This window comes from Kitasatospora sp. NPDC056651, from assembly GCF_042792155.1.
Classification (GTDB): domain Bacteria; phylum Actinomycetota; class Actinomycetes; order Streptomycetales; family Streptomycetaceae; genus Kitasatospora.
In genome coordinates this window covers 68,920-94,558 of record NZ_JBHTWX010000012.1, presented here as the reverse complement: position 1 = coordinate 94,558, position 25,639 = coordinate 68,920, and the positions used below count along the sequence as shown (strand labels likewise).

Genomic DNA, 25,639 nt, shown 5'->3' with positions numbered 1-25,639 from the left:
CGTCATCGGGCGGCCAGCCGTTCGGCGATGGCGCTCACGGTCCTGGCCCGGAACACCAGTTGCGGGGGGACGCGGGTGCCGGTCTCCCGGGACAGCCGCATCGCGACCCGGACGGCGGCCAGCGAGTTGCCGCCGATCCGGAAGAAGTTGTCCTCGCGGCCGACTTCGGCGAGGTCGAGCACCTCGCGCATCGCGTCGGCGACCAGCCGCTCGGCCCCGGTGAGCGGGTCGGGTGCGGCCTCGGCCCGGCGTCCGGCGGGGGCGGGCAGCGCCTTGCGGTCCACCTTGCCGTTGTGGTTGAGCGGCAGGGCCTCCAGCACGTCGAGGGTGGCGGGGACCATGTGCTCGGGCAGCAGGCCGGCCAGGTGGTCGAGCAGGGCGTCCGGGCCGGGGGCGTCGGCGCCGAGGGTGACGTAGGCGGCGAGCCGGCGGTCGCCGGGGGCGGGTTCGTGGACGGTGACGGCGGCCTCCCGGACGGCCGGGTGGCGGGTGAGCGCGTCCTCGATCTCGCCGGGCTCGACCCGGAAGCCCCGGACCTTGATCTGGTCGTCGATCCGGCCGGTCACCTCCAGCAGTCCGGCGGCGTTGACGTGCCCGAGGTCTCCGGTGCGGTAGAGGCGCTCGCCGGGGGCGCCGAACGGGGAGGCGACGAAGCGCTCGGCGGTCAGACCGGGCCGGCCGACGTAGCCGTGGGCGAGGCCGCCGCCGGAGGCGTACAGCTCGCCGGTCACGCCGGGTTCGACGGGGCGCAGCCGTTCGTCCAGGACGTGGACGCCCTTGCCGTTCAGTGCGGCGCCGATCGGGACGGAGCCGCCGGTGGCGTCCTCCGGGGCGACCCGGTGGCTGGTGGTCAGGCCGAGGCTCTCGACCGGGCCGTAGCCGTTGGCGACGACCAGGCCGGGGTGGTTCTCCAGGGCCTTGGCGACGTGGGTGACGGAGGCCCGCTCACCGGCCGTGATGGCGAGCCCGAGGCCGTCGTAGGTCTCCGGGAACTCCTCCAGCAGGAAGTTGAACAGGCTGGCGGAGAGCTGGAGTTGGGTGACCCCGTGGCGGCGGGTCAGCTCGGCGATGGTCTGCGGGTCGGGGCGCTGGCCGGGCTGGAGGACGCAGACGCCGCCGAAGCAGAGCGCGCCGTACAGCTCCAGCGCGAAGGCGTCCCAGGAGACCGGGGAGCACTGGAGCCAGACCTCGTCGGGGCCGAAGCGGGCGTAGTCCTGGCCGAGGTAGGTGGTGGTGAGGGCGCGGTGCGGGACGGCGGCGCCCTTGGGGCGGCCGGTGGAACCGGAGGTGAACATCACGCAGGCGAGGTCGGCGCCGTCGACCGGCAGGCCGAGGTCGTGCGCCGGGTGGCGGCCGAGGTCGGCGGCCGCGGCGTCCAGGTCCACCTGGCGTTCGACGGGGAAGGGCACGGTGGCGTGCCGGTGGGTGACCACGGTGGTGGCGCCGGTGTCGGCGACGGCGCCGGCCAGCCGCTCGGCCGGGAAGTCCGGGTCGAGCAGGGTGTAGGCGGCGCCGGTCTTGAGGGCGGCCAGCAGGGCGGTGACCATCTCCGGCCCGCGCTCGGCGAGCACCGCGACGGTGTCGCCGCGGCCGATGCCCAGGCCCGCCAGGTGGCGGGCGAGCCGGTTCGCGTCGGCGTTCAACTCTCCGTATCCGACGGTCCGTTCGCCGGAGACCAGGGCGGTGGCCCGGGGGGTGCGGGCGGCCCGCGCCTCGAACAGGGCGTGCACCGGCACCTCGACGGCGGCGGCCAGGGTGCCCAGCCACTCCTCGCACAGGCCGGCCATGGTGGCGGGTTCGAAGAGGTCGCTGTCGTACTCGAAGCGGCCGGTGAAGCCGGTGCCGAGGTCGTCCACCGAGACGGACAGGTCGAAGCGGGAGACCGGGTTCGAGTGCAGGGCGCGGGTGACCTCGTGCCCGCCGAGGGTGAACGGCCGCGGGTCCAGCGGGTGCAGTTCCAGCAGCACCTGGCAGAGCGGGTTGCGGTCCTCGGGGCGTTCGTCGAGCACGGCGCCCGCGATGTCGTCGAAGGGCACCTCCTGGTGCCGGTAGCCGCCGATGGACACCTCACGCACGTGCCGGACCAGCTCGCGGAAGGAGGCGCCCGCCTCCAGGCGCAGTCGCAGCGGCAGCAGGTTGATGAAGTAGCCGATCAGGCCGTCGAGTTCGGTCCGGCCACGGACGTTCACCGGGGAGCCGAGCACCAGGTCGCGCTGCCCGGAGCGGCGGTGCAGGGTGAGGGCCAGCCCGGCCAGCAGCACCATGAACGGGGTGGCGTCCTCGCTGCGGGCGAGCGCCCGGACGGCCTCGGCCACCGGGGCGGGCATCGCGAAGCGGTGGAAGGCGCCGCGGAAGGCCTGCTCCTCGGGGCGGGGGTGGTCCGGCTCCAGCGCGGGAGCGGTCGGCGCGTCGAGCAGCTGCTCGCGCCAGTAGTCGAGTTGGCGCTCGGCGGTGTCGTCCCGGTACTGCCAGGCGGCGTAGTCGCCGTACTGGACGGCGAGTTCGGGCAGGTCGGCCGCACGGCCCTCGGCCGACGCGGCGTACAGCTCCCGGAGTTCGGCCTCCAGCACCGGCAGCGAGCCCTCGTCCCAGACGATGTGGTGGAACAGCAGCAGCAGGGTGGTGGCCCCGCCGGCCCGGAAGACCCGGGCCCGCAGCAGCGGGCCGGCCGCCAGGTCGAAGGGCTCCAGCGCGGCCTCGGCGACCAGCTCGTCCACCCGGTCGGCGGTCGTCTCGGTCAGTGTGAACGGCAGCTCCGGCCGGGGGTGGACGACCTGGCGCGGGCCGTCCTCGGCGAGCTCGAAGGTCGTCCGCAGGCTCTCGTGCCGCTCGACCACGCCCGACAGCGCCCGGCGCAGCAGCTCCGGGTCCACCGGACCGGCGAAGCGGAACACCCAGGGCACCACGTAGGTCGGCGCGTCCGGGTTCCACTGGTCGAGGAACCAGAGGCCGCGCTGGAACTTGGACAGCGGCGCCCCGGTGGTGTCCCGCCTGGTCAGCTCCGGGCGCTCGCCGCCGGACGCCGAGGTCACCGCGGCGGCGAACTCGGCCAGCGTCGGGGCGTCGAAGATGGTGTACGGCGACACCATGCCGAAGACGTCGAAGACCCGGCCCACCACCCGGACCGCGGTCAGCGAATCGCCGCCCAGGTGGAAGAAGTTGTCGTCGGCGCTCACCTCCGGCACCCCGAGCACGTCCGCCCACACCGCCGCGATCAGCTGCTCGGCGGGGGTGCGCGGCGGGCGGCCGGCCGGCCTGTCCTCCGTCGCGGCCCGCGGCTCGGGCAGCGCCGCGCGGTCCACCTTGCCGCCGGTGGTCAGCGGGAAGGCCTCCAGCGCGGTGAGCGTCGCCGGGACGAGCTGCTCGGGCAGCCGCTCGGCCAGCCAGGCCCGGGCCTCGGCGTAGCGCGGCGCGGCGCCGGTGACGTACGCGGCCAGCCGGCCCTCGTGCGCCACCGCCACGCAGCCGGTGACGCCCGGGTACCCCGCCAACACCTGCTCCAGCTCGCCGGGTTCGACCCGGAAGCCGCGGATCTTCAGCTGGTGGTCGGTGCGGCCGAGGAACTCCAGCGGGCCTCCCCCAGCGCCCCCGGCCTGGCGGCCGGGAGGTGCCCCCACCGGCCGGGGGGACCCCCGTCCGGCGGTGCGGCGCACCAGGTCGCCGGTGCGGTACATCCGGGTGCCCCCGGCCGTGCCCGGCTCCGCGAACGGGTCGGCGACGAAGCGGCCGGCCGTGAGGCCCGGGCGGCCCAGGTAGCCGGAGGCCAGCAGCGGCCCGCCGACGTACAGTTCACCGGCCTCGCCGGGCGGCACCGGCCGCAGCCGCTCGTCCAGCACGTAGAGCCGCCGACCGCCGACCGCGTCGCCGATCGGCACCCGGGCCTCCGGCCCCGGCGCGTGGCCGTCGAGCCGGTGGGTGGTGGCGGTGACCACCGTCTCGGTCGGGCCGTACGCGTTCAGCAGCGGCACCCCGGTCGCCGTCCACCAGGCGGCGGCGGTGGCGGGCTCCAGCTTGTCGCTGCCCGAGATCATCAGCCGCAGGGCGCGCGGCACCCGGCCGCCGAGGGCCGCCACCACGTCGTGGAAGTAGCCGGCCGCCAGGTTGGCGACGGTGACGCCCTCGGCGTCCAGCAGGTCCAGCAGGGCGCCCGGGGTGAGCAGCCCCTGGCCGGGCAGGACCAGGCAGGCCCCGACGGACAGCACCCCGAGCACCTGCTCCACCGCCACGTCCACGGTGGGGCGGTGGAACTGGAGCATCACGTCCCGCTCGGTCAGGCCGAAGGTCCCGACCACCGCCTCCAGGTGGCCCGCCAGGACGGCGAACGGGACGTGCACGCCCTTGGGGCGGCCGGTGGTGCCGGAGGTGTAGATGACGTAGCCGGGGACGGCCGTCGCGTCCGCGCCGGCGCCCCGTTCGGTCAGCTCGTCGCCGTCCAGGGCGAGGGAGGCGCCCGCGTCCTCGGCGATCCAGCGGTTGCGCTCCTCGGGCGCCTCCCGGTCCAGCGGCAGATAGGTGCCGCCGGCCCGCAGGACGGCCAGCAGCCCGACCACGTGGTCCAGCCGGTCGCGGCCGGTGACGGCGACCGTGCGCCCGGGGCCGATCCGGGCGGCGAGGTCGGCGACCAGGCCGTCCAGCTCCCGGTAGCTGACCGTCCGTCCGCCGGTCCGGACGGCCGGCCGCTCCGGGAAGCGGCGGACGGCGGAGGCGAACGGCGCGAACGCGGGCGCCGTGAGTCCGGCCGATGCGAATTCGGGCACCGTGAATTCAGGCACCGCGAATTCGGGCGCTGTGAATTCGGGCGCCGTGAAGGCGACGGGAAAACCGCGTGAGGACATCATCCAGCCCCAGATCGTGAGAGGAAATCGGCGTCGAGATCGACGATAGGGAGAATCCGAGGGCCCTATCGGCAGAATGAGCGGAAGGAAATCGGCAGTTTCCTGGTGCCGCTTTCCGAGCAGGCCAGGGCTACCGGCCGGACTGAATTCCGAAACCCTCAGGGGACCACACGTCCGCCCGGTCGAGGGCCTCGGGGGCGTATTTCCCGAGCGCGCTGATCAGCAGCCGGAGTTCCAGCGCCAGGCATTCCGCGAAACGGCGCAGCCCGGATTCCGGGTCCTCCGCGACGGCGAGCAGCGCCGCCCGCCCGAGGCCCACCGCGCGGGCCCCCAGCGCCAGGCTCTTGACCGCCCGGGCGCCTTCCCACATCCGTCCGGAGACCAGGAGGCAGGGCGGCGGCGCGGGGGCCAGCCGGCGCAGGCACTCCGCGAGCGGCAGGCCGACGTGCGGCAGGAACACCCCCGGCGCCCAGCCGGTGCCGCCCTCCGCGCCGTCCACCACGACGGCGTCCGCCCCGGCCTCGTGCGCCACCCGGGCGGCCTCGGCCACGTCCCGGCCGGGGTAGAGCTTCACCCAGATCCGCACCCGCGGATAGTTGTTGCGCATCAGCCGGATCTGCTGGCGCAGGATCTCGGCGGTGAAGGTGCCGGGAGTGGCGGCGCGCAGCACCCGTCCGTCGTCGAACAGCGGGTCCAGTCCGAAGCGGTCGCCGAGCGCGGCGGCGGCCTCCCGGTCCAGTACGGTCATCCCGCCCAGGCCGGGCTTGGCGCCCTGGCCGACCTTCAACTCGAAGGCCAGCCGCCCGGATTCGAGCAGCGGCAGGGCGGCCGGGTCGCTGTGGACGAGGTTCCACACCTCGGCGTCGGCGTCCTCGGTGCTCTGCTGGACGGCCACCCCGCCGAGCCCGTCGGGGAGTCGCTCGGTGTAGGCGCGCAGCCGGCCGAGCAGCGCGCCGTCCGCGGCCTCGCCGAGCCGGCCGTAGCCGTTGACCGGCACCACGTTCTCGCCGATCACCATCGGGACGCCGAGCGCCCCGGCCTGCCGGCTCAGGGCGAGCCCGAGGTCGCCGCCGGCGGCCCGGGTGGAGCCGGTCGCCGACGCGTACACCGGCAGCGCGGAGGTGAACCCTCCGATGGCGGTGGTGAGTTCGACGTCCCGGTAGTCGGGCTCGCGGCCGAGGTCGATCAGCTTGGCGAGCCGCTGCGGCAGGAACAGCGGCGGGACGATCCGCAGCGCGTCCAGGGCGTCGAGCGGCGCCGCCTCCTCGGGCCGGCCGGCGCCGAACAGCACGTGCCCGTACTCCTCGGCGGGCGGGAACGCGGCGGCCGCCCCCGCGCGGGCCCGCCGCCGGACCTCCTCCTCGGGGAAGCCGGGTGCGCTCAGATCACTCATGGGGACACCACCCCGGCGAGCTTCGGGAAGGCACTGGCCTGCCAGACGGCGTCCAGCCCGGCGATGTACCGGGTGAGCCGCTCGACCCCGATGCCGAAGCCCGCACTGGCCGGCACGCCCTCGCGCACCAGGTCCAGGTACCAGCGGTACTTCTGCGGGTTCTCGCCGGTCTCCCGCATCCGGGTGATGATCTCCGCGTAGTCGTTGGTGCGCTGGCTGCCGCTGCACAGCTCGCCGTAGCCCTCGGGCGCGAGCAGGTCGAAGTTGCGCAGCAGGCCCGGGTCGTCCGGGTGCTCGCGGTCGTAGAAGCCGCGCGAGCCCTTCGGGTAGTCGGTGACGAAGAACGGACGGTCGCGCCGGGCGGACAGCAACGCCTCGCCCTCCCAGTCGAGTTCGGCCTCCGCCGACTGCGGGTGGCCGATGCCGCGCAGTTCGGCGACCGCCTCCGCGTGCCGGACGCGGCCGAAGGAGCCCTTCAGGAGTTCGGCGAACGCCTGCGGGTCCCGGCCGAGTTCGGCGAACTCCTTGGGCAGCTCGCGCACCGCGCTGTCGACCATGTGCACCACCAGGTCCTCGGCCAGCTGGACCGCCTCGTCCCGGCTCGCTCCGGCCACCTCCACGTCCAGCTGGTGGAACTCGGCCAGGTGGCGCCTCGTCCCGGCGGTCTCCAGCGGTTCCAGGCGGACGTTCGGGGCGATGCAGAAGATCTTGTCGAAGGCGAGCAGCGAGGCCTGCTTGTAGAGGATCGCGCTGGTCATCAGCTTGTAGCGGTGGCCGTAGAAGTCGATGTCCACCTGCTTGGAACCGCGCGCGCCGGGGTCGGTGACCGGGCCGATGATCGGCGGCAGCAGCTCGGTGAAGCCCCGGCCGCGCAGGAACTCGCGGGCGGCGGCCAGCAGTTGCTGCTGGACCCGGAGCGCGCTGCGGGTGGCCGGCACGGTCAGGTGCCGGCCCGGGTCGGTCGGGGGCAGGAGCGTGGCGTCGGGCATGGTCGGAGTCCTCTTCTCTCGGGGGTGTCCGTGGTGGTCGGTGGTGGAGCGTCGGAGCACCGGTCGGCGCAGGGCGGGGCAGCACGGGGCGGGTCGACACAGGCGGGTCAGCGCAGCGCGGGCAGTCCCCGGCCGGCGACGGCGGACGAGCCGTCGGCGTCGGCCGGGTCGTCGTAGCGCCGCCGGACGTGGGAGAGGGCGGCCAGCAGCCCGGCCGAGCCGAGGATCGGCGGCCGGCCGCGTTCGACCAGCCCGGCGATCGGCATCGAGCCGACGGCGGACCAGTACAGCCGCCCGTCCGGGCCCAGCGCGCTGCGCGCCCGCCCGGCGTTGTCGGGGTGCAGGCAGTACGGCACGTCCAGGTAGCCGGCCGCGAAGGCCCGTACCAGGGCCCGCCCGAGGTCGGCGTCCAGGTCGAGCACCGCGCCGATCAGCGCCCTGGCCTCGGCCTCGATCCCGGTGTCCGGCGGCGCGACGGGCCCGGGACGGTCCCGCTCCGCCGCGGCGGCCGCGGCGGCGGCCTCCAGCGCCCGGACGTTCTCGGCGACGGTCGGGATGCGGTGCGCCTCGGCGGTGGTCTTGACGATCAGCCGGGCCGCGCCGCCGCGCACCGCGAGCCGGGCCGCGTCCTCCAGCAGCAGCCGCGCGCCGCCGGGCGAGCGCGGGTACACCCCCATGTACGCGTACACCACGAGGTGCCGGTCGACGTCCGGAAGCAGCTCGCCCGCGATCCGGCCGAGCGCGGCCAGCGCCTCCTCGTCCTGGCGGCCGTCGGCCTGCTGGGCGTAGCTGAGCGAGATGCTGCGCAGCCCGTGCCGGCGGAAGAACAGCGCCTCCAGCACGCTGACGGCGATCAGCAGCGAGGGCGGGCAGAGCTGGCCCATCAGGCAGCCGCCGAACGTCTCCAGATGCGGCTCCACACCGAACTCCCGCACCGAGGCCAGCAGTTCGCAGCTCCGCCGCCAGGACTCCACCGCCTCGCGGAGCGGGGTGCGGCCGTACGGCAGGCAGTAGGAGACCGGCCCGCCCTCGGTGGCGTCGAGACCGGCCGCCAGCAGCGCCCGGACGATCCCCTCCGGCGCGGCCGAGCCGTGCCGCACCTGCACCGGGAAGCCCGCGTCCGCCACTCCGCGCAGCACCGCCCGGGTGACCTCGACCGGATGGGTGGAGATCGGGTAGCCGTTGAGGCCCGCTCCGGCGGCGAGGGCGCGCCGCGCGGCGTCGAGGTCACCGGTGCGGGTGTAGCTGTCCAGGGTGATGGTGCCGACGGTGACGGCCTCCGCCGCCCGGGTGGCCAGCAGCCCCTCCCGCATCCGGGCCGCCTGCGCCATCCCCATCCGGGGCTGCACCACCAGGGCGCCGGCCCGCGCCGCCCGCGCCACGAACGCGCCGAAGCCGCTCCCGGCCCGGCCCGCCGCCGCGGGGCCCGTCAGGGCGGGGCCGGTCACAGCAGGACCTCGGCGCGCAGCCCGCCGACGAACGCGTGGAACCCGGCCGTCGAGGCGCCGTCCTCGAAGACGGCGTCGAACCCGGCGGCCAGCAACTCCCGCTCGCGGTCCGGGTCCTCGGCGCCGGCGATGCCGAGCTTGCCGCCGATGACGGTCGGTGTGCGCCGCAGGTCCGGGCAGCCGCGCAGGGCGGCGATGACCCGCAGGCCGTCCTGGTGGCCGTGCCCGTTGACGCTGCTGATCACGATCAGGTCCGGTTCGATCCGGCGGCATTCGGAGACCAGCAGCGCGTCCGGTACGCAGGCCCCCAGGTTGGCCACCCGGTGCCCCATCTCCTCCAGCAGGAGCTGGAGGAACACCAGGTTCCAGGTGTGCGAGTCGGAGGACACCGTCGTGACGACGACGTCCAGTCCGCCCTGCTCGGCTTTTCCGTGCTCCACAACTCGGCCCTCATCGGTAGGGATCGGCGATGGCGGTTCCGGCGCGCGTTTCGCGGCGCCTCCTCCCCCGTGGAGAACGCTAGGAACGATCGGGCCCGGCAAGCGGCAGCTCCTGCGGCAAGAAGCGGCAGAATCGGCGGGCCGCCCCGGCTCCGGCGCGGCGTCGGACCGGCGTCGGACCGGCGTCGGACCGGCGTCGGACCGGCGTCGGACGCCCGGGTCGCCGCGTCCGTCCAACCCCCGACGGCCGACCCCCGACGGCCGACCCCCGACAATCAGCCCGCGACGGCCAGCAACGGGGCGTCCCCGGCGGGCGCGAACCGGAGCCCTGTCTCCTCCCGGACGAGGCGCCGGCAGAGGTTGAGCACCGTGAAGCGCAGGCCGTCGCGGGCGGGAACGCTGCGGATCAGCCCGCGCGACAGCAGTTCGTAGACCGTCTCCAGGCAGGCCTGCGGCGCCCAGCCGCTGCGGACCGCCGCGTCCTCCCCGGTCCAGTCCCCCGGCTCGTCCACCAGCACGTCCAACAGCGCTCGCTGACGGTCCGTCAGCCGTCGGATCGTGGGCTCCACCTCGTCCCGCACGTCACCGCGCGCGCCGAACACCACCGGCGGCGCCGCCAGGGTGAGCGGGCCGTCCGCGAGCCGGGCCACCAGCTGGGCGGTGGACTGCACCAGCGCCCAGCCCGCCGCACGCTCCAGCGCGCCCGGCAGGCCGTCCAGCCGGCGGCAGAGCTCCGCGACGGCGGGCGCCTCGGAATGCTCCAGGGTGTACCCGGGGCGCAGCCGGCACAGGTGGGAGAGCAGCAGCCGGACGGCCCCGACCTTCGCCAACGCCTCAGGCTCGGCGTCGAGTTCGGGGTCCGGTACGGGCAGCGGCGCGAGCGGGATGACCTGGCCGCCGGGCAGCGGGCGGGCCTCCCGGGCGGTGATCAGCACCCGCAGCCCGGGGCAGTGCCGGAACAGCCCGTCCAGCTGTCCGGCGTCCACCCCGCCGTCGGCGCCGTCCAGCACCAGCAGAGCGGGCCGCTCGCCGATCTCCCGGGCGAGGTCCTCCAGCGGGCCGCGCCAGGGATGCGGCCCGCCGCCGCAGTCCACCCAGCGCACCGACCAGCGGGCGGCCAGGTGCAGCCGGCGGGCCACCTCCAGGGCGAGCCGGGTCTTGCCCACCCCGCCGATCCCCACCAGCGAGACCAGCCGGTCGCCGTGCACGGCGAAGGCGTCGGCCAGCACCTCGGCCTCCATCTCGCGGCCGACGATCGCCCCGCGCGCCACCGGCGGGGCGGCCGGCGCGGCTGGCGGCTCGTCCGCGAGCGGGTGCCGGCGGGCGGCCTCCTCGAAGTCCGTCCGGCTGCGGCCCTCCAGCCGCAGCGCGTCCGCCAGCAGCCGGACGGTCTCGTTGCGGGGGCGGCGCACCCGGCCGGCTTCCATGTCCCGGATCGCCCGCACGCTCAGCGTCGCGTGGTCGGCCAGGCACTGCTGGGTCAGCCCGATCCGCTCGCGCCGCACCCGCAGCAGCTCGCCGAACCCCGCCGCCGTTCTCACCGCTTGCACCGACTGCCCGCCGTCCATGCCTCGTCTGCCCTTCGTGGTCCGGACTCCTTGGGGCGGGTCCGGCGGCGGCCGCAGCGCTGGGCACCCGTGCGGCCCGTGGTTCGGCCGCGCGGGTCCCGGTGTTCAGGCTGTGGCCTCCAGACCGGTTCCCTCCGGTTCCCGATGCTCCAGGCTCGCCGTCTACGCCCGATCAACGGCCGATCACCGGCCCCACCCATGACCTTCACCCGGGCCGCACAGGCCGCTCACCGGCCCGGACGGGCCGGCGGCGGGGCGCGTTCACCCGTTCACCGGGCCGTGGTCCGGTTCGCCCATCCGGGTGAGGACCCGTACGGCGGCCCCGGCGGGCCGTGGCCCGCCGGGGCCGGTCAGGACATCGATCAGGTCCGATCGGGTCCGGCTTGCTCCGGTCCGGTCCGGTCACGATCGGTCGGCTCCGCTCCCGGTCCCGGCACCGGTCCCGGAGGCGGCGGAGTGATGACACGCCCGACACACAGCGCCCAGATGACCAGGGCGTCGAGCGCGATCAGCACGATCGCCCAGAGCGGGTAGTAGGGCAGCCAGACGAAGTTGGCGAGCATCCCGAACACCGCCACCACCACGCCGACGACCCGGGCCCAGGCCGCACCGCTGAAGACCGCCACCCCGGCCACGATGACGACGATCCCGAGAATGAGGTGGAGCCAGCCCCACCCCTCGGTGTTCATCGCGTACACGTAGCTGCGGGTGACGATGAGCACGCGGTCCTTGTGGATGGCGGCGGTCCCCTGGAAGACCGCCATGAGGCCGGCGGAGATCAGCATGACCCCGGCGAAGATGGTCCACCCACTCGCGTAGGGGTACCGTGCGGCCCCCCGGATGGTGGGGCCGGTAGCACTACTCGCCATGACACGGGCTCCTTCGGTTGCGCCCGCCCGCGGGCGCGGGGGACGCGGGGGACGGGAGGGGCGAGCGGCCGGGCGGAGGTCGGCGATGCGGAGAGAAGCGCCCGTGACGACAGCGCCCCGTATTCACCGTAAGACGGGACCTCCGGCTCCGCTTGACCTTGACACCGTGACAAGCCCTTCACTGTGGCCGAGGAGGTGGTCCTGATGACCAGACCGAACGAGGACACGAACCCGGACATGATCACGAGCACGGACACGGAGACGGACATGAACACGGACACGACACGGGCGCTGCGGGCGCTGGAGCACGACGCCGCCTCCGTCCGGCTGCGCGCGGCCCTGGCCGTCGGCACGAGCCCGGACCCGGCGTACGTCGGCGGGCTCGTCCGGCGGTGCGCGGTCGAGCCCGACTTCTCCGTACGCGAGATGCTCACCTGGGCGCTCACCCGCCACCCGGCGTCCATGACCGTCCCGCTGCTGCTCGGGGAGGTCCGCTCGCCGGGTGCGCAGGCGCGCAGCCAGGCGCTGCACACCCTGTCCAAGATCGGGGACCGGCGGGCCTGGCCGGCGATCACCCCGGCACTGCTGGCCGACGCCGACGACGAGGTGGCCCGCAGCGCCTGGCGGGCGGCGGTCGTCCTGGTGCCCGAGGATGCCCAGCACGAGTTGGCCGTAGTGTTGGCGACCCAGCTCGGGCGCGGCGGACGGGAGACGCAGCTGAGCCTCAGCCGGGCGCTGGTCGCGCTCGGGGAGGCGGTGCTGCCGACGCTGACCGCCGCGACGACGGACCTCGACCCCCGGGTGCGCACCCACGCGCTCGCCACGGAACGGCTGTGGCACGACCCGGACGCCGGGTTCGAGTCCGCGATCGAGGAGGCGAAGCGCACGGCGGCCCTCGACGGGGCCCCGGGAGGGACGACAGACGGTGTTGATCGGTGACGTCGCCCGGCGGTCCGGGGTCAGTGCCCGGATGCTCAGGCACTACGAAACCCTCGGCCTGGTCCGGCCGACCGGCCGCACCGACTCCGGCTACCGCCAGTACGCCGAGGAGGACATCCGGCGGATCTTCCACATCGAGAGCCTGCGCTCCCTGGGCCTGTCCTTGCGCGAGGTCGGGCGCGCCCTCGACGACCCCGGCTTCGCGCCCGCCGCCCTCGTCGACGACCTGATCGGCCGCACCCGGGAGCGCATCGCGGCGGAGACCGAACTGCTCACCCGGCTCAGCCGGATCGGTGCGGCCGAACCGGCCGGCTGGGAGGACGTGCTGCGGATCGTCTCGCTCCTCCACGCGCTGGAGTCCAAGAGCCCTGGGGCCCGGCAGCGCGCCGCCCTGTCCGCGTCCGAGGACGTACCGGTGCCGGTGGAGGCCCTGGTCGAAGCCGTCCTGGCCGAGCCGGACCCGAGCGTCGCCGGGGCGCTGCGCTGGGCGCTGGCCCAGGCGGGCGGCGGCGACGGGCCGGCCCTGCTGGCGAAGGGCCTCCACTCCCCCGCGGCCGAGGTGCGCGAGCGCGCCGTGCGGTCCCTCGCCGAGCTGCCGGGCGGTGCGGCCACCGCCCTGCTGCGCGACGCCCTCGCCCACCCCGACCTCGCGGTCCGCCGGTACGCGGCCCTGGCGCTCGGCGGCCGGGGCGCGGCGGACGCCGTCCCGACCCTCATCGGCATGATCGTCGAGGAGACCAAGGACGCCGACGCGGCCGACGCGCTGAGCGCGCTGGCGGCCGATCCCGCACTGGCGGACCCGATCGCCACCGGACTCGTCGACCGCCTCGCCGACGAGGCCGTCGACGCGCCCGCCCGCCGCCGGCTGACCCAGGCGCTCGCCGACATCCCGGGGAGCACCTCCTCCCGCGCCCTCGAAGCGCTGGCCCGCGACGAGGACCGCGTGGTCGCGCTGACGGCGGCGTACGTCCTCGGGCTGCGCGACACGCGGTAGCCCGGGGCGGGTCCGGCAGGCCGGAAAAAACCGGGCGCCCCCACCCGCGCGCATGCCATCCTCGGCGGATGCCAGCCCGCAGCCGCCACCTGCCCCGACACCTGTCGTGGCCACTCAGCTCGACGGACATCCGCGCCGCCCTCGGCGACCAGGAGGCGGACGCCGCCGACCTGTGGTTCGCCCACGAGCCCTGGAGCGACGGGACGGTGCTCCAGGTCGAGTGGATCCCACCGATCCCCTCCAACTACGGCCGGGGCTTCCCCGTGGGCATCCTCTCCCCCCTGCGGATCCGCGTCGGCCCGCTCGCAGCCGCCGAGCGGGCCCTCGCCCGCGAGGCCCTGCGCCGACGGGCACTCCCCGCACTCGCCGCCTGGGTCGACACCGCCCGCCACGCGCCCGACGGGTGGAGCCTGTGCCGGCACAGCCGGTCCTGGCGCTTCGCCGACGGCACCATCACCCACCGCGAAGACCAACAGCCGTACCGCTGAGCACCGTTCACGCAAGGGCTGCGTGGCGGACCGGTGAATTCCCGACGTCCGGTCATCCATCGGCTACGCACCGCACTTCGGCTGCAACCAATCGTTTATGACGAACCGTCACCATGAGTGGGCCCCGGGGTACCCGGGGCAGCCGTCGTCATGGAGCGATCATGGGCATCACGCTCGGCAGGGAACGCGCGGGAGGATCCGGGACACGAGCGGCCGTCGGGCTCGCGACAGCGGTCATGACCGCTGCCGGAGTGCCGGCGGTGTTCGGCGCCGGGCCCGCCGCCGCAGCCGCCGTCTCGCGCACCCTGCACTACACCTGCTCGGCCGTGGTCATCGCCGTCAGCGCGGACATCACGGTCACCGCGGACGCCCCGACCTCGATGGAGGTGGGCCGCCCCAGTCCGCGGTTCACCGTCCGCGGGACGGCGAGGGTGGACGAGAGCTTCACGCAGTACGCGGGCATATTCGGCGCCACCAGCGTGGACGGATCGATCCTCGCGCACGGCACCGTGGTGGCGCCGGAGGGCACCATTCCGCAGGACATGCCCCTGTCCATCGCCAGGACCGCGATCCCGGCATCCGGCCCGTTCTCGCTCACGGCGAGCGGCACCGCGCCCTCCGTGACGCTCAGCCGGCCGGGCCCGGGGAAGATCACCATCGAGGGCTTCACCGTCCAGGTCACGCCGCGGAACGCGAACGGCCTACCGGTCGTGGGCACGATCGGGGGCGACTGCTCGCTGAACCCCGGGCAGGACAACGTCCTTCAGGCCCTCGACGTGACGGCCCCGCCCCCTCCTCCCCCACCGCCCCCGCCGCCCGCCCCCAAGCCGACGGACAACGGGAACCCCACCCCTCCGACGGCGAAGCCCTCCGGCACCAACGCCGGTTCCCGGCCGGGCGGATCGGGCGGATCGGGCGCGACAGGTGGATCGGGCACCACCGGCGGCGGGGCAGCCGCGACCGGCGGATCGGACACCCCCGGCGGAACCGGCGGAACCGGCGGAACCGGCGGAACCGGCGGACCGGGCCCGTCCACCGGGCCGGGTGAAGCACCCCCGACGGCCGGAACGGGCGAACCGACCACACCGGGATCGGCCACGCCCACCCCGGCACCCTCGACCCCCGAGAACGCGAACCCGCCGACCGTCTCCCCGACGTCCAGGCCGAGCGACGGCGCCCCGCTCGGCACCCTCGACGTCGCGCTGCCGTCCGACCACCCGCGCTTCCCGTACCTGTACCTGGCAGCCGCCGTCCTGGCCGCCACCGGCGCCGCCGCACTCGGCGCCTGGCTCAGGAAGCGCCGCAGGAAGCCACCGGCCCCGGCCCACGGCCAGGTGAGCGAGGTCGTGGCCGCCGACACGTCCACAGCCGGCAGGACCCGGCAGGAGGAGCCGTGACACCGGGATCGACATCCCGCCCAACCACCGCTGGTGGTTTGGAGCTTCACACCCCGCGACCGGGTGCTCACAGCTATGGTCGCCGTGACGACCCGTATCCGATGGAGGAGGCGAACGTGGAAGGCGTGGAACTGGCCGTGGGCTATCTCTTCGCGTGGGCGGTGAGCAAGGCACGGCGGGTGGCGGGCCGGGCGGACGCGGAGGTCGACCAGGTGCTGGACGCCGGGATGGACCGCCTGCACGACGTGGTGGCCACCAGGCTGGGCCATGAGCCGGCACTGGAGAGCGTGACGCGGGAGGTGACCGACGGCCGGGAGGAGCCGACCCCGGAGACCCGGGGCCGGCTGGAGCTCGCGTTGAACGACACGGTCTCGCGCGACGCCGAGTTCGCCGAAGCGCTACGCCAGGCCGTCGAGCAGGTCCGGGCGGCCGAGAAGCCCGCCGCTCCGGACAGCCCGGGCAAGTACACCGTGAGCGGGATCACCTTCAACGGGTCGGCCGGGGTCCAGATCGGCGACGGCAACACCCAGACCAACCACTTCAACTCGTGACGGCTGGGGCACCCGGCGATCAGAAGTTCGTCTTCGCGCCCGGCACCACCTTCAACGTCGCGGTGGTGTCGGGCGACCACAACACCCAGATCAACTACTTCACCACCAAGGGCTCCTCCGATCCGGTGGACCGTCTGGCCGGGCTGGTGCGGGAGCGGTGGAGCCATGAGGCCAAGCTGCGTGACCTGTTCCCGGTGCCGATCCCCGTTCTGTGGCGTGTGGCGGACCGAGAGAAGCTCGGCGACCACCGCGAGCTGACGGGAGGTCCCGTGGAGGGAAGCACCTCGGATCTGGCTTCCTTCACCGAGGCGTTCGCAGGGCGGCAACCGCAGCGCTTGGTCATCCTGGGCGAGGCGGGCAGCGGCAAGACGACCCTGGCTGTCCTGCTGGTCCTCGAACTGCTGGGGCAGAGAGCAAAAGGAGGCCGGGTCCCGGTCCTGCTGTCGCTCTCCTCCTGGCGGCCCGCCGACGAGCAGCCGATGACCTGGCTGATCCGCCAACTCGTGGACGATTACCCGTTCCTGAGTGCCACGCAGGCCATTGAACTCCTCAACGGCAGGCTCATCCTGCCGGTGCTCGACGGCCTGGACGAACTGCCTGCCGCCGAAAGGCCGATGGCGCTCGAAGCGCTCAACTCCGAATATCTGGCGACCGAACCACTGGTGCTGACCTGCCGGACCCGCGACTACACCGAGGCGATCACAAAGGGGGAGGTGCTGCGCTCGGCCGAGGTGGTCGTAGGCCAGCCCCTGACGGCAAAGGCGGTCGCGGACTACCTCCGCACAAACGTCCCCCCGCAGCAGCGGAACCGCTGGCGACCGCTCATCAGGGCCATGGGAAAGAAAAAGCAACGCCCCGTGGCCGAGGCCCTGTCGGTTCCGCTCCTGCTGTGGCTGTGCCGCAAGGTCTACAAAAACCCGAACCAGAGCGGGAGCCCTGGTGATCTCACGGATCAACGCCGTTTCCCGACCGTGGAGGAGATCGAGCGGCACCTGCTGGACTCGCTCGTACCGTCGGTCTATCCGAGCCGTCCGCGGCCGCCGGTTCACCCCGACCGGAAGGCTCCCCGGAGGTGGTCCAAGAGGCACGGGCCCCTGGAGGCCGAACGGGCCGCCCGGTGGCTCGGCCATCTCGCCCGGCACCTCACGAAGCGCGAGCAGACCGACCTCAAATGGTGGGAACTGGGCACGACCCTGCACCCGTCGACCCGCATGGCCGTGATCGGATGCATGTCCGGGGTGTGCGTCGGGGCGGTCGTCTTCCTCGTGGACTCGGTCTACTACACCGTCTACCCGTCGCGGCCCTTCGGGGGGTTTCTCCCCAGGTTCGCGGAAGGGCTCCTGGTCGGGCTCGTGGACGCCCTCATCAACGGGCTTCCGGCCGGGCTGCTCTTCGCCCTCGCGCACCGGATCCGCCTGGCGTTCGCGGGCGCGGCGGTGGAACCCTCACGCATGGGGATCCGTCTCCGGGGCCGGAGCAAGGCGTCCGGAACCAGGTCCGTCCGCGAGGCCCTCAAGCAGGTCAGAACCGGGCTCGTCGCGGGGTTCGCGGGCGGAGCCGGGATCGGGCTCATGCTCGGGCTCTGGGGGAAGGTGGCCGGAGACCCGCTCTGGTTCGAGGTCGGACTGGCGACCGCGGTGGTGTACGGCGCCCAGTTCGCACTCGCGTTCGGGCTCGTGAGCGGGATCATTTCCTGGCTCGAGGTGCCCGTCGACACCGAGTCCGCCGTCCGGCCCCGCGGTCTGCTGGCCGCCAACCGGAACACCGTGCTCGTGCAGCTGCTCCTGTTCGGTCCCTTGGCCGGAGTCGCCGTCACCGTCGGGTTCAGACTCATCGTCGGGTTCCTCGGAGGCTCTCTCTGGGGCGTCACCGCCACGCCCGGCCCGATGTGGGACACCCGGGTCGGGCTCCTCACGGCGCTCGCGGGAGGACTCGGAGCGGCCCTCGCGCTGACGGCGTGGGGCGAGTGGGTGATCATCGCGAGGATCTGGCTGCCGCTGACCGGACGGCTGCCGTGGCGGGCGATGTCGTTCTTCGAGGACGCCCACCGGGAGCGCGGTGTCCTGCGTCAGGCCGGAGCGGTCTACCAGTTCCGCCACGCCAGCCTCCAGGAGCACCTCGCCCGCCCGCCGGAGACCGCGGCCGACGAACGGCCACACCATGGCTGATCCCTCTTCCTCCCCCTCGGTCCCGGCTCCCTACCGCTGCCGGGCGGCGACCGCCGCCGACGCCCCCGCGATCCACGGCCTGGTCAGCGCCTGCGAGCGCGAGCTCCCGGGCCGGCCCGACACCGAACCCGACCGCATCGCCGCGGACCTCGCGCTGCCCGGCCTCGACCCGGCCGCCGACACCCTGCTCGTCCACGACCCGGCCGAGCGCCTCGTCGGATGGGCCTGGGTGCACGGCGGCCGGCGCAGCACGGTCGACGTCCACCCCGGTCATCGCGGTCAGGGGCTGGGCGGGGCGCTGCTCGACTGGGCCGAGGCGCGGGCACGGCGGGCGGGCGGCGAACGGCTCAGCCAGACGGTCTCGGACGGCGACCGGGCGGCGGTGGAGCTGTTGCGCTCCCGCGGCTACGAGCCGTTCGTCGCCCAGTGGCTGCTGGAGATCGCGCTGCCCGCCGAGCCCGTGGTGCCCGCACCGCCGCCCGGGATCACCGTGCGCGCCTTCCGCCCCGGTGACGAACGGGCCGCGTACCGACTCACCGAGGACGCCTTCGACGAGTGGCAGATGCGGCGGAAGCCGTACGAGGAGTGGGCCCGGCACACCGTCGGGCTCGACACCTTCGCACCCGCGCTCTCGCCGTTGGCGTTCGCGGGCGATCACCTGGTCGGCGCGGTGCTGGCGCTGGACGTTCCGGGCTCCGACGAGGGCTACGTCGAGCGGGTCGCCGTACGGAAGGACCACCGCGACCGGGGCATCGCCCGCATGCTGCTGCGGGAGTCCTTCCGCGCCTCCTACCGCCGGGGCCACCGCACCTGCACCCTGTGGACCCACTCGGAGAGCGGTGCGCTGCCCCTCTACCAGCGGCTGGGCATGACGGTCCGGCGCGGCTCCGCGGTCTACGGCAAGGCCCTCGGCACCGAGTGACCCCAGGGGACCGTCGGGGTCAGCGCCGGACCGGCGGCTGCTCGGCGGGCCCGTAGGCGCGCAGCTGGTACGGGAGGTTCGCGGGTCGGCGCCACCGGAGTTCGAGGCCGCAGGCCCCGAGGACGGAGCCGAAGGCGTGGCGCATCGCGTCCTGGACGGCGGTCCGGACGCGCGCGGCCTGCTCGCCGTCGGCAGCGGAGGCGGCGGAGGCGGCGGAGGCGGACAAGCGCCCGGAGGGGTTCCAGCGCAGGTCGGCGATGCCCCTGGCGTCGTCCCCCTCGTCGACGGGCCGGCACGCGTCGAGCGTGATGCCCGGCGCGTGCAGGTGGTCGGCGACCGGCAGGCCGACGAGCGCGGCGGCGCGGCGGACCGCGTCCACGACGTCGGCCCCGATGCCGAGGTCCTGCGGGCGCGACCCGACCCCCGACGGGTCGGCGGCGCGACTCCGCGGGGGTGTCCCGAACGGCGGCGCCGCCGAACCGCCGGCCCCGCCCACCCTGGTCTCCCCGTCCGCCCGGCCCAGGACGACCTCCAGTCCGAACGCCGGCAGGAACTCGGCCAGCGCGTTCTCCATGCTGCTGCTGACGACCCGCCGGGCCGAGGACGCCGACTGCTGGGCCATCGCCGCCGCGGCCGCCAGCCGGGGACCGGGCTCCCAGTGCAGCGCGACGAGGCCGGCGCAGTCGTCGGAGTCGTCGTGCGGTTCGGCCGGGCGCAGCCGGACGCCGACCCCGTGGCCGCCGTAGCCGACGGGCAGGCCGGCGAGGAGGAGTGCCTCGGTGACGCGGTCGGCGAGCAGCGGGTCGATCCGGGGTGCGGTCCCGCCGACGCGTGAGCGCGGTTGTGCGGGCCGTGCGGCAGCCGTGTTCACGCCGTCCTCCTACCGGTTCCGGGCCGTGTTCGACGACCACCGTCGGCGCCCGAGCGTACGGCGTACCCGGATGTCCCGTCGGCGAATCCCCGAACTGCCCGCCCGTGCAAGGCCGTCACGCACCGACCGGGGCCCGGCCGCGGCGCGCCCACGGGGAGGGCGGGCGCGCCGGCGGCTGCCGTCGGGTCAGTTCCAGGGGTTGGCCGGCGAGTCGTTGATGGCCGTCCAGAACCGGGTGTTGTTGGGGATGTTGCCGTAGGCCCAGAAGTCCCAGCCGCCGGTCTGCGACAGGTCGGGGCCGTAGTGGCCGTCGTGGAACTCGGCCTCGCGCCAGCCGGCACCGAAGGTGGACGAGCAGACGCTGTCCGCCGCGGCCCGGCTGTTGAGGCGGGAGCCCTTGACCGGCTGGCTGAGGGCGACGGTGCCCTGCGCCCAGCCGTTGTAGAAGCCGAGGCTGATCCCGGCCGGCGCCGGGCTGCCGTCGACGTTCAGGCACAGCACGGGCAGCGAGACGGTGGGCGCGGTGTCGCCCTTGTAGGCGTCGCTCGGGCTGCCGCCGGGGCCGCCGACCTGGACGGTGCCCTCCGGGCCGTAGGAGACGACGGACCAGGTCATGCCCAGGTGGGTGGCCGGCCCGGTGGCGGCGGAGGCGGGGGCGGCGGTGAGCGGGATCAGGGCGGCCGCGGCGATGGCGCTCGCGGTGGCGACGGCCTTCTTCAGACGGTTCATCGAGTGCTCCTGGTTCGGGGGGTTTCACCGGGTGACCGGCTCGTTTCGGCCGGTGCACTGCAAAGTTCTCAACCGGACGCACACAACTGGCATGATCTGGTCATCGGTTCGTCACAGCTCACGCCCATCCGCTCACGGCGACGGCCGGTCCGGCCCCGCCGGCCCCAGGGAGGAACCCCCTTGGAGTTCAGGATCCTCGGCTCGCTGGAGGTGTGGACCGGCGACGGGAGGCGCGTCCCCTCCGAAGGCTCCCGGCAGGAGCGGCTGCTGGCCGCCCTGCTGCTCAACGCGGACAGCTCCGTCCCGGTCGCCCGTCTGGTGGACGCCGTCTGGGACGAGCGGCCGCCGGCCACCGCCACCCGGCAGGTCCGCAACCTCGCCGGGGTGCTGCGGCGCCGCTTCGCCGAGGCCGACCCGGACGCACCGCCCGTGCTGCTGACGGACGGCCGCGGCTACCGCATCACCCTCACCGGCCACCGCCTGGACGCCCGCACCTTCACCGACCGGCTGGCCGACGCCCGCCGCGAGGCGGCCGCCGGACGGGCCCCGGCGGCGGTCGACGGGCTCCGCGCGGCGCTCGCGCTGTGGCGCGGCCCCGCGCTGGACGGCCTCGCCGTGGACGCGGACGCCCCGGGCGCGGTCGCCCTGGACGAACTGCGGCTGACCGCCTGGGAGGAGTGCCTCGACCTGGAGCTCGCCCTCGGGCGGCACCGCGCGGCCGTCCCCGAGCTGACCGCGCTCGTCGCCGACCATCCGCTGCGGGAACGCTTCACCGGGCAGCTGATGCGGTCCCTGCACGCCTCCGGCCGCACGCCCGAGGGCCTCGCCGCCTACCGCCGGATCGCGGACCGGCTGGCCGAGGACCTCGGACTCGACCCCGGGCCCGAACTGCGGTCCCTGCACCTGGAACTGCTGGCCACCGAACCCGTCCGCACCCCGGCGGCCGCCACCCCGGCCGCTCCCCCCGAGGAGGCCCCCGCCACCCCGAGCACCCCGACGGACCCGCCGCCCCCGCCACCCGCGCAACTCCCGCCCGCCCCCGCCGCCTTCGTCGGCCGCGCCACCGAGCTGGCCGCCCTGGACGCGCTGCTCGCCACCCCGCCCACCCCGGTCTGCGCCGTCTCCGGCCCCGCCGGGGCCGGCAAGACCGCCCTGGCCGTCGACTGGGCCCACCGCGTCCGCGACCGCTTCCCGGACGGCCAGCTCTACGCCGACCTGCACGGCTACTCCGTCGACGCCCCGCTCGCCCCGCACACCGTCCTGGCCCGCTTCCTGCGCGCCCTGGGCGTGCCCGGCGACCGGATCCCCACCACGCCCGACGAGGCCGCCGCGCTCTACCGCTCCCTGCTGGCCGGCCGCCGGCTGCTCGTGGTCCTCGACAACGCCCGCGACGCCGAACAGGTCCGCCCGCTGCTGCCGGGCGCCCCGGACTGCCGCACGGTGGTCACCAGCCGCACCCGGCTCGACGGCCTGACCGTCCGCAACGGCGCCCGCCCCCTGGTCCTCGACGTCCTGCCGGCCCCCCAGGCCGTCGAACTGCTGGCCCGGCTGCTCGGCGAGCACCGCGTCCGCGCCGAGCCCCGCGCCGCCGCCGAACTCGCCGACGCCTGCGGCCGGTTGCCGCTCGCACTGGCCATCACCGCGAGCCGCCTGGCCGCCGTCCCGGACCGCAGCCTCGCCGAACACTCCGCCGAACTCCTCGACACCGACCACCGGTTGAGCGCCCTCCAGATCGAGGGCGACGCCACCTCGACGGTCCGGGCCGCCTTCGACCTCTCCTACCGCTCGCTGCCCGCCGAGGCCCGGACGCTGCTGCGGCTGCTCACCCTGCTCCCGGCCGTCGGCATCGGCGCCGACGCGGCCGCCGCCCTGGCCGGCGCCCCGGCCGCCGCCGTCCGCCCCGTGCTCGACCGGCTGGCCACCGCCCACCTGCTCACCGTCGACGAACCCGGCCACTACCGGCTCAACGACCTGCTGCGCCTCTACGCCGCCGAACGCCGCTCCGCCGAGACCAGCGCCGCCGAGCGCCGCGCCGCCCTGGTGCGCCTCGGCCGCTGGTACCTCCACCGCGGCCGCTCCCCGGCCTTCCTGCCCGCCCAGCCCGCCGCGGACCACCCTGGTCTCCCGCGCCACCCCGACCACCCGGGCCTCCAGCCGGGCGGACCCCACCTCGACGCCTGGGCCGAGGTCGCCCGCCTGGCCGCCGAGGCCTCGACCGCGGCCACCGAAGCACCCCCGATCGACTGATCGGCCCGGCCCGGGCGGAGTCAACATCTACGATGCGATACGGGCCACCAGGCCCCACCCGCACCTCCGTACCCTCCGTACACCCTCCGTACCCTTCAGGCAGAAAGCGAGTCCCAGAGTGGGTAGCAGTGTCGAGACGCTGGAATTCCAGGCCGAGACCCGTCAGTTGCTCCGGTTGGTGATCCACTCGATCTACTCGAACAAGGACATCTTCCTGCGCGAGCTGATCTCCAACGCCTCCGACGCCCTGGACAAGCTCCGGCTGGAGTCGCTGACCGACTCCGACCTCGCGGCCGACACCTCGGACCCGCACATCACCCTGGACGTCGACCAGGACGCCCGCACCCTCACCGTCCGCGACAACGGCATCGGCATGAGCCGGGACGAGATCGTGGAGCTGATCGGCACGATCGCCAAGTCCGGCACCGCGGGCCTGCTGGAGAAGCTCCAGGACGCCCAGGACGCCGCGGCCGCCCAGAGCCTGATCGGCCAGTTCGGCGTCGGCTTCTACTCGGCGTTCATGGTCGCCGACAAGGTCACCCTGCGCACCCGGCGGGCCGGCACCGACGCCGGCACCCAGTGGGAGTCCGACGGCGAGGGCACCTACGAGATCCAGGCCGTCGACGGGCTGCCGGTGGGGACGTCCGTCACCCTGCACATCAAGCCCGCCGACAGCGAGGACGGCCTGGCCGACTACCTGTCCGAGCGGAAGATCCGCCAGATCGTCAAGCAGTACTCGGACTTCATCCGCTGGCCGATCCGGATGGCCACCGAGCGCACCGACGCCGAGGGCGCCACCACCCGCGAGACCGAGACCCTCAACTCGATGAAGGCGCTCTGGGCCCGGCCGCGCAACGAGGTCACCGAGGAGGAGTACACCGAGTTCTACCGGCAGATCAGCCACGACTGGCAGCCTCCGGCCAAGACCGTCCACATGCGCGCCGAGGGCACCTTCGAGTACGAGGCGCTGCTGTTCGTCCCCTCGCAGGCCCCGTTCGACCTGTTCTCCCGGGACGCCAAGCGCGGCGTGCAGCTGTACGTCAAGCGGGTCTTCATCATGGACGACTGCGAAGCGCTGATGCCCAACTACCTGCGCTTCGTCAAGGGCGTGGTGGACACCCACGACCTGTCGCTGAACATCTCCCGCGAGATCCTCCAGCACGACCGGCAGATCCGCGCGGTGCGCCGGCGCCTGGTCAAGAAGGTCCTCGGCGCCCTCAAGGAGGTCCGGACCGGCGACGCCGAGGCCTACGCGACGCTCTGGGGCCAGTTCGGCAGCGTGCTGAAGGAGGGCCTGCTGGAGGACGCCGACAACACCGAGGCCCTGCTCGGTCTGGTGTCGGCCGCCTCCACCCACGACCCGGAGAAGACCACCACGCTGGGCGAGTACGTCGAACGGATGAAGGACGGCCAGGAGGCGATCTACTACCTGACCGGCGAGACCAGGGCCACCGTGGAGAACTCCCCGCACCTGGAGGCCTTCCGGGCCAAGGGGTACGAGGTGCTGATCCTCACCGACCCGGTCGACGAGGTCTGGGTCGAGCAGGTCCCGGCCTTCGACGGCCACCGCTTCCAGTCCATCGCCAAGGGCCAGGTCGACCTCGACGAGCCGGCCGACGGCGACGAGGAGGCCGACGCCGAGAAGAGCAGGCGCGAGCAGGACTTCGCCGCCCTGCTGGCCTGGCTGACCACCTCCCTGTCCGGGCAGGTCAAGCAGGTCCGGCTGTCCTCTCGGCTGACCACCTCGGCGGCCTGCCTCGTCGGCGAAGCCCACGACATGACCCCGACCCTGGAGAAGATGTACCGGGCGATGGGCCAGCAGGTGCCGCCGGTCCAGCGGACCCTGGAGCTCAACCCGGCACACCCGCTGGTGGTCGCGCTGCGCACGGCGCACGATGCCGACGCCACCGATCCCGCGCTGGCGGAGATCGCCGAGCTGGTCCACGGCAGCGCCCTGCTCGCCGAGGGCGGCGAGCTGCCCGACCCGGCCCGCTTCACCCGGCTGCTCACCGACCGGCTGACCCGGGCGCTCTGAGCGACGCGAACGCCGGTGGCGACGCCCCTGTCCGGGGCGGCGCCACCGGCACGTCCGGGAACCCGTCCTAGTCGAGCTGGTTCAGCGCGTCGGTGACCAGCTTGGTGGCGAAGTCGTTGCCCTGGCCGGAGATCCGGTTGATGTACTCCGCGAGCAGCACCGCCGTGGCCTCCAGGGGGTTCATCTCCTCCTTCGTCCAGGAGCCGTACTGGGCGCGCCACAGGTTGGGGCTCAGCCCGGTGCCGGCGGCGACCAGCAGACCGGCCATGGTGGGGATGACCTCGGGGTTGAAGGTCCTCGGCATCATCCGCATGGTGGACACCAGGCTGGGGACGGCGTGCTCGATCACGTCCTCGTCCTGGTGCTCGAACGCCTGCCGCAGCCAGTTCATGAACACGTAGACGAGCGTGCAGGCGCCTTCGATCAGCGCCTCGGCCTGGGCGGGGCCGAAGGACGCGGTGATCTGGTCGACCATCCGCTGGTGCTCGGGGTCCGTCCCGGACTTGCCGTCGTAGACGGCCTTGAGCCGGGAGTCGATCACCATGAGCGCGGCGCTCACATCGCCGACGGGAGCGTGCTTGGGGTCGCAGGACGACACGGGACTCCTCCTAGAACGGCCTCGGCCGGGGCGGCCGGTCCGTTCGTAGGGTAGGCGAGCGACCGCACGGGGCCCGGCGCGTCCGGCCGGCGGAGCCGCCCGGTGCCGGGTGCAGGTGTGCCGCCCCCGGCGGACCGGGGCGGCACACCGCGGCGGGG

Annotated in this window: 19 protein-coding genes; 9 read left to right on the top strand and 10 right to left on the bottom strand. The window is 74.5% G+C overall.

The genetic code is table 11. The features are described from left to right. Window positions 1-2 precede the first annotated feature (2 nt). The 7 genes from ACFRAR_RS07910 to ACFRAR_RS07880 form a co-directional block, all read right to left on the bottom strand. Window positions 3-4,757: an amino acid adenylation domain-containing protein gene (locus tag ACFRAR_RS07910; protein ID WP_380695969.1), complete on the bottom strand. Its 4,755-nt coding sequence runs from the start codon at window positions 4,755-4,757 to the stop codon at window positions 3-5. A gap of 208 nt (window positions 4,758-4,965) precedes the next feature. Then, window positions 4,966-6,228, bottom strand: coding sequence for a glutamate synthase-related protein (locus ACFRAR_RS07905; protein ID WP_380695967.1), 1,263 nt, complete (start codon window positions 6,226-6,228; stop codon window positions 4,966-4,968). Continuing rightward, complete coding sequence (locus ACFRAR_RS07900; protein WP_380695965.1) at window positions 6,225-7,217, bottom strand: asparagine synthetase A; 993 nt, start codon at window positions 7,215-7,217, stop codon at window positions 6,225-6,227. Before ACFRAR_RS07900 ends, ACFRAR_RS07905 begins: the two co-directional genes overlap by 4 nt. Window positions 7,218-7,324: 107 nt before the next feature. Further along, window positions 7,325-8,665: a methylaspartate mutase gene (locus ACFRAR_RS07895; RefSeq protein WP_380695963.1), complete on the bottom strand. Its 1,341-nt coding sequence runs from the start codon at window positions 8,663-8,665 to the stop codon at window positions 7,325-7,327. Next, entirely contained in the window at window positions 8,662-9,105 is a 444-nt protein-coding gene (locus tag ACFRAR_RS07890; RefSeq protein ID WP_380695961.1) for a cobalamin B12-binding domain-containing protein, read from the bottom strand. The genes ACFRAR_RS07895 and ACFRAR_RS07890 overlap by 4 nt, the downstream gene beginning before the upstream one ends. Before the next feature lie 275 nt (window positions 9,106-9,380). Next, entirely contained in the window at window positions 9,381-10,673 is a 1,293-nt protein-coding gene (locus tag ACFRAR_RS07885; RefSeq protein WP_380695959.1) for a helix-turn-helix domain-containing protein, read from the bottom strand. 362 nt (window positions 10,674-11,035) lie between these two features. Further along, the gene (locus ACFRAR_RS07880) at window positions 11,036-11,542 is read right to left on the bottom strand and encodes a hypothetical protein (protein WP_380695957.1); all 507 of its coding nucleotides are present in this window, start codon (window positions 11,540-11,542) and stop codon (window positions 11,036-11,038) included. A 237-nt stretch (window positions 11,543-11,779) separates the two neighbouring features. On the opposite strand from ACFRAR_RS07880, the gene ACFRAR_RS07875 reads away from it, so the two are divergent. The 7 genes from ACFRAR_RS07875 to ACFRAR_RS07845 all read left to right on the top strand — a co-directional run bounded on the left by ACFRAR_RS07875 (window position 11,780) and on the right by ACFRAR_RS07845 (window position 19,001). Beyond that, window positions 11,780-12,481, top strand: coding sequence for a HEAT repeat domain-containing protein (locus ACFRAR_RS07875; RefSeq protein WP_380695989.1), 702 nt, complete (start codon window positions 11,780-11,782; stop codon window positions 12,479-12,481). Next, entirely contained in the window at window positions 12,468-13,475 is a 1,008-nt protein-coding gene (locus ACFRAR_RS07870) for a MerR family transcriptional regulator (RefSeq protein WP_380695955.1), read from the top strand. The genes ACFRAR_RS07875 and ACFRAR_RS07870 overlap by 14 nt, the downstream gene beginning before the upstream one ends. 68 nt (window positions 13,476-13,543) lie before the next feature. Further along, window positions 13,544-13,963, top strand: a complete 420-nt coding sequence (locus ACFRAR_RS07865; RefSeq protein ID WP_380695953.1) for a hypothetical protein — start codon at window positions 13,544-13,546, stop codon at window positions 13,961-13,963. Between the two features lie 236 nt (window positions 13,964-14,199). After that, window positions 14,200-15,360: a DUF6801 domain-containing protein gene (locus ACFRAR_RS07860; protein WP_380695951.1), complete on the top strand. Its 1,161-nt coding sequence runs from the start codon at window positions 14,200-14,202 to the stop codon at window positions 15,358-15,360. A 116-nt stretch (window positions 15,361-15,476) separates the two neighbouring features. After that, window positions 15,477-15,911 carry a hypothetical protein gene (locus tag ACFRAR_RS07855; RefSeq protein WP_380695949.1) on the top strand — a complete coding sequence of 145 codons (435 nt, stop codon included), beginning with the start codon at window positions 15,477-15,479 and terminating at the stop codon, window positions 15,909-15,911. After that, entirely contained in the window at window positions 15,908-18,079 is a 2,172-nt protein-coding gene (locus ACFRAR_RS07850) for an NACHT domain-containing protein (protein WP_380695947.1), read from the top strand. The genes ACFRAR_RS07855 and ACFRAR_RS07850 overlap by 4 nt, the downstream gene beginning before the upstream one ends. Next, entirely contained in the window at window positions 18,072-19,001 is a 930-nt protein-coding gene (locus ACFRAR_RS07845; RefSeq protein WP_380695945.1) for a GNAT family N-acetyltransferase, read from the top strand. Before ACFRAR_RS07850 ends, ACFRAR_RS07845 begins: the two co-directional genes overlap by 8 nt. Window positions 19,002-19,020: 19 nt before the next feature. Here the strand turns inward: ACFRAR_RS07845 and ACFRAR_RS07840 are convergent, their stop codons facing one another. Beyond that, the gene (locus ACFRAR_RS07840) at window positions 19,021-19,872 is read right to left on the bottom strand and encodes a hypothetical protein (RefSeq protein WP_380695943.1); all 852 of its coding nucleotides are present in this window, start codon (window positions 19,870-19,872) and stop codon (window positions 19,021-19,023) included. 186 nt (window positions 19,873-20,058) lie between these two features. Further along, complete coding sequence (locus tag ACFRAR_RS07835; RefSeq protein ID WP_380695941.1) at window positions 20,059-20,601, bottom strand: hypothetical protein; 543 nt, start codon at window positions 20,599-20,601, stop codon at window positions 20,059-20,061. Window positions 20,602-20,781: 180 nt separating this feature from the next. Between ACFRAR_RS07835 and ACFRAR_RS07830 the strand changes: the two genes are divergently transcribed. Beyond that, complete coding sequence (locus tag ACFRAR_RS07830) at window positions 20,782-22,848, top strand: BTAD domain-containing putative transcriptional regulator (protein WP_380695939.1); 2,067 nt, start codon at window positions 20,782-20,784, stop codon at window positions 22,846-22,848. Between the two features lie 118 nt (window positions 22,849-22,966). Further along, window positions 22,967-24,883: a molecular chaperone HtpG gene (gene htpG, locus ACFRAR_RS07825; RefSeq protein ID WP_380695937.1), complete on the top strand. Its 1,917-nt coding sequence runs from the start codon at window positions 22,967-22,969 to the stop codon at window positions 24,881-24,883. Window positions 24,884-24,950: 67 nt separating this feature from the next. On the opposite strand, the gene ACFRAR_RS07820 is transcribed toward htpG, so the two are convergent. After that, a complete protein-coding gene (locus ACFRAR_RS07820) occupies window positions 24,951-25,427 on the bottom strand; it encodes a hypothetical protein (RefSeq protein ID WP_380695987.1) in 477 nt (158 codons plus the stop codon). Between the last annotated feature and the right edge of the window lie 212 nt (window positions 25,428-25,639).

Coding starts and splice junctions, on each gene's coding strand:
- ACFRAR_RS07905 (WP_380695967.1), bottom strand. CDS start 6,228: ATGAGTGATCTGAGCGCACCCGGCTTCCCCGAGGAGGAGGTCCGGCGG.
- ACFRAR_RS07900 (WP_380695965.1), bottom strand. CDS start 7,217: ATGCCCGACGCCACGCTCCTGCCCCCGACCGACCCGGGCCGGCACCTG.
- ACFRAR_RS07885 (WP_380695959.1), bottom strand. CDS start 10,673: ATGGACGGCGGGCAGTCGGTGCAAGCGGTGAGAACGGCGGCGGGGTTC.
- ACFRAR_RS07880 (WP_380695957.1), bottom strand. CDS start 11,542: ATGGCGAGTAGTGCTACCGGCCCCACCATCCGGGGGGCCGCACGGTAC.
- ACFRAR_RS07875 (WP_380695989.1), top strand. CDS start 11,780: ATGATCACGAGCACGGACACGGAGACGGACATGAACACGGACACGACA.
- ACFRAR_RS07865 (WP_380695953.1), top strand. CDS start 13,544: ATGCCAGCCCGCAGCCGCCACCTGCCCCGACACCTGTCGTGGCCACTC.
- ACFRAR_RS07860 (WP_380695951.1), top strand. CDS start 14,200: ATGACCGCTGCCGGAGTGCCGGCGGTGTTCGGCGCCGGGCCCGCCGCC.
- ACFRAR_RS07845 (WP_380695945.1), top strand. CDS start 18,072: ATGGCTGATCCCTCTTCCTCCCCCTCGGTCCCGGCTCCCTACCGCTGC.
- ACFRAR_RS07835 (WP_380695941.1), bottom strand. CDS start 20,601: ATGAACCGTCTGAAGAAGGCCGTCGCCACCGCGAGCGCCATCGCCGCG.
- ACFRAR_RS07820 (WP_380695987.1), bottom strand. CDS start 25,427: ATGGTGATCGACTCCCGGCTCAAGGCCGTCTACGACGGCAAGTCCGGG.